This is a genomic window from Kitasatospora sp. MBT63, assembly GCF_000710465.2.
GTDB lineage: Bacteria > Actinomycetota > Actinomycetes > Streptomycetales > Streptomycetaceae > Kitasatospora.
This window is the reverse complement of sequence record NZ_JAIZ01000494.1, coordinates 1-3,345: the sequence shown is the minus strand read 5'-3', so window position 1 is coordinate 3,345 and position 3,345 is coordinate 1. Positions and strand designations below refer to the sequence as shown.

Annotated in this window: 1 protein-coding gene; it reads right to left on the bottom strand. The window is 69.0% G+C overall.

Features of this window, described 5'->3' with window-relative positions; genetic code table 11:
- A partial coding sequence (metH, locus tag AA75_RS26775) for a methionine synthase (RefSeq protein WP_033822833.1) occupies positions 1–3,345 on the bottom strand: 3,345 nt, incomplete at both ends.

Here is a 3,345-nt window from a genome sequence, read left to right as displayed (position 1 = left end):
TGGCCTCGGGGTGGTGGATCACGATCGCGTCGGTGGACTGCTCCGGGTGGAGCTGGAACTCCTCGGAGAGCACCACCCCGATCCGCTCCGGCCGCAGCAGCTCGGCGATCTTGGCCCGGTCCTCCAGCTCCGGACAGGCCCCGTAGCCCAGCGAGAACCGCGCACCCCGGTACTTCAACGCGAACATGTCCCGCACGTCCTGCGGATCCTCGTCACCGAAGCCCAGCTCGAACCGCACCCGGGCGTGCCAGAACTCCGCCAGCGCCTCCGCCAACTGCACCGACAACCCGTGCAGCTCCAGGTAGTCCCGGTAGGCGTTGCCCGCGAACAACTCGTTCGCCGCCTCCGACACCCGGTTGCCCATCGTCACCACCTGCAGCCCCAGCACGTCCCGCTCACCCGACTCCTCCGGACGGAAGAAGTCCGCCAGGCACAGCCGCCGCCCGCGCCGCTGCCGCGGGAAGCTGAACCGGGTGTGCTCGGAACCGTCCTCGTTGAAGACGATCAGATCGTCACCCTTGGAGTTCGCCGGGTAGTACCCGTAGATCACCGCCGGCTCCAGCCACCCCTCCGTCTGCAACCGGTCCAGCCACATCCGCAGCCGCGGCCGGCCCTCCGTCTCCACCAGCTCCTCGTACGACGGCCCCTCACCGGTGCGGGCCGCCTTCAGCCCCCACTGCCCCTTGAACAACGCGTCCTCGTCCAGCCACGACGCGTAGTCCGCGAACGGGATCCCCTTGACGATCCGGTCCCCCCAGAACGGCGGCGCGGGCACCCGGTTGTCCACCGCCACGTCCGAGCGGACCTGGCCGAGGTTCGGCTCCTCCGCCGGCTCCTCGACCTCGACCCGGGCGTGCCGGCGCTGACGCAGCTCCGGCAGAGCAGCCCCCGGCACCCCGCGCTTGACGGCAATCAGGGCGTCCATCAGGCGCAGTCCCTCGAAGGCGTCGCGGGCGTAGCGGACTTCGCCTTCGTAGATGGCGTGGAGGTCCTGTTCGACGTAGGCGCGGGTGAGGGCGGCGCCGCCGAGGATGACGGGGTAGTCGGCGGCGAGGTTGCGCTGGTTGAGTTCCTGGAGGTTCTCCTTCATGATCACGGTCGACTTGACGAGCAGCCCGGACATGCCGATGACGTCGGCCTTGTGTTCGACGGCGGCGTCCAGGATCGCCGAGACGGGCTGCTTGATGCCGAGGTTGACGACGGTGTAGCCGTTGTTGGACAGGATGATGTCGACCAGGTTCTTGCCGATGTCGTGGACGTCGCCCTTGACGGTGGCCAGCACGATGGTGCCCTTGCCCTCGTCGTCGGACTTCTCCATGTGCGGCTCCAGGTGCGCCACCGCGGTCTTCATCACCTCGGCGGACTGCAGCACGAACGGCAGCTGCATCTGGCCGGACCCGAACAGCTCACCGACCACCTTCATCCCCGCCAGCAGCGTCGAGTTGACGATCTCCAGTGCCGGACGCCCCGTCAGCGCCTCGTCCAGGTCCGCCTCCAGACCGTTGCGCTCACCGTCGATGATCCGGCGCTGCAGCCGCTCCTCCAACGGCAGCGCCGCCAGCTCCTGCGCCTTCGACTCCGCACTGGAGGCCACCGACACACCCTCGAACAGCTGCAACAGGCGCTGCAGCGGGTCGTAGTCGGCGGTGCGCCGGTCGTAGACGAGGTCGAGCGCGACCTGCCGCTGCTCCTCCGGGATCCGGGCCATCGGCAGGATCTTCGAGGCGTGCACGATCGCCGAGTCCAGACCGGCCTCGACGCACTCGTGCAGGAACACCGAGTTGATCACCATCCGGGCCGCCGGACTCAGCCCGAACGAGATGTTCGACAGACCCAGCGTGGTCTGCACCTCCGGGTGGCGCCGCTTCAGCTCACGGATCGCCTCGATCGTCTCGATGCCGTCCCGCCGCGACTCCTCCTGACCCGTCCCCAGTGTGAAGGCCAGGCAGTCCACCAGGATCGAGCTCTCCTCGATCCCGTACTCGGTGGTCAGCTGGCCGATCAGCCGCTCGGCGATGGCGACCTTCGTCTCCGCGGTACGGGCCTGCCCGTCCTCGTCGATGGTCAGCGCGATCAGACCCGCCCCGTGCTCCCGGGCCAGCGAAGCAACCTTCCCGAACCGGGTGTCCGGCCCGTCACCGTCCTCGTAGTTCACCGAGTTCAGCAACGCCCGCCCACCGAGTGCCTCCAGACCCGCCCGCAGCACATCCGGCTCGGTGGAATCCAGCACGATCGGCAGCGTCGAAGCCGTCGCCAGCCGCCCCGCGATCTCCTTCATGTCCGCCACACCGTCCCGGCCGACATAGTCCACACACAGATCCAGCAGGTGGGAACCGTCCCGGATCTGCTCCCGGGCGATCTCCACACACGCCTGCCAGTCCCCCGCCAGCATCGACTCCCGGAACTTCTTCGACCCGTTCGCGTTGGTCCGCTCCCCGATCGCCAGGTACGAGGTGTCCTGCCGGAACGGCACCGACTGGTACAACGACGCCGCCGACGGCTCCGGCCGCGGCTCACGCACCGCGATCTCCCGGCCCTGCACCCGCTCCACCACCTGCCGCAGATGCTCCGGCGTCGTCCCGCAGCACCCACCCACCAACGACAGCCCGTAGTCCCGGGTGAACACGTCATGCGCATCCGCCAGCTCCGCCGGCGACAACGGGTAGTGCGCGCCGTCCTTGCCCAGCACCGGCAGACCCGCGTTCGGCATGCACGACAGCCCCACCCGGGCGTTCTTCGCCAGATACCGCAGGTGCTCGCTCATCTCCGCCGGACCGGTCGCACAGTTCAGCCCGATGTAGTCCACCCCCAGCGGCTCCAACGCCGTCAGCGCAGCCCCGATCTCCGAACCCAGCAGCATCGTGCCGGTGGTCTCCACCGTCACCTGCACCAGCACCGGCAGATCCACCCCCGCCTGCACCAGCGCCCGCTTCGAACCCAGCACCGCCGCCTTCGTCTGCAACAGGTCCTGGCTGGTCTCCACCAGCAACGCATCCACACCACCGGAGATCAGACCGGCGGCGTTGCGCTGGAAGCCGTCCCGAAGCAGCTCGTACGGGGCATGCCCCAGCGTCGGCAGCTTCGTGCCCGGGCCGATCGACCCCAGCACCCAGCGGACCCGGCCGTCCCGCGCCGTGAACGCGTCCGCGGCCTCGCGGGCGATCCGCGCGCCCGCCTCGGACAGCTCGAACACCCGCTCCGCAATGTCGTACTCACCCAGCGCCGCATGGTTCGCGCCGAACGTGTTGGTCTCCACACAGTCCACACCCACCGCGAAGTACGCATCGTGCACCGAACGCACGATGTCCGGGCGGGTCACGTTCAGAACCTCGTTGCAGCCCTCCA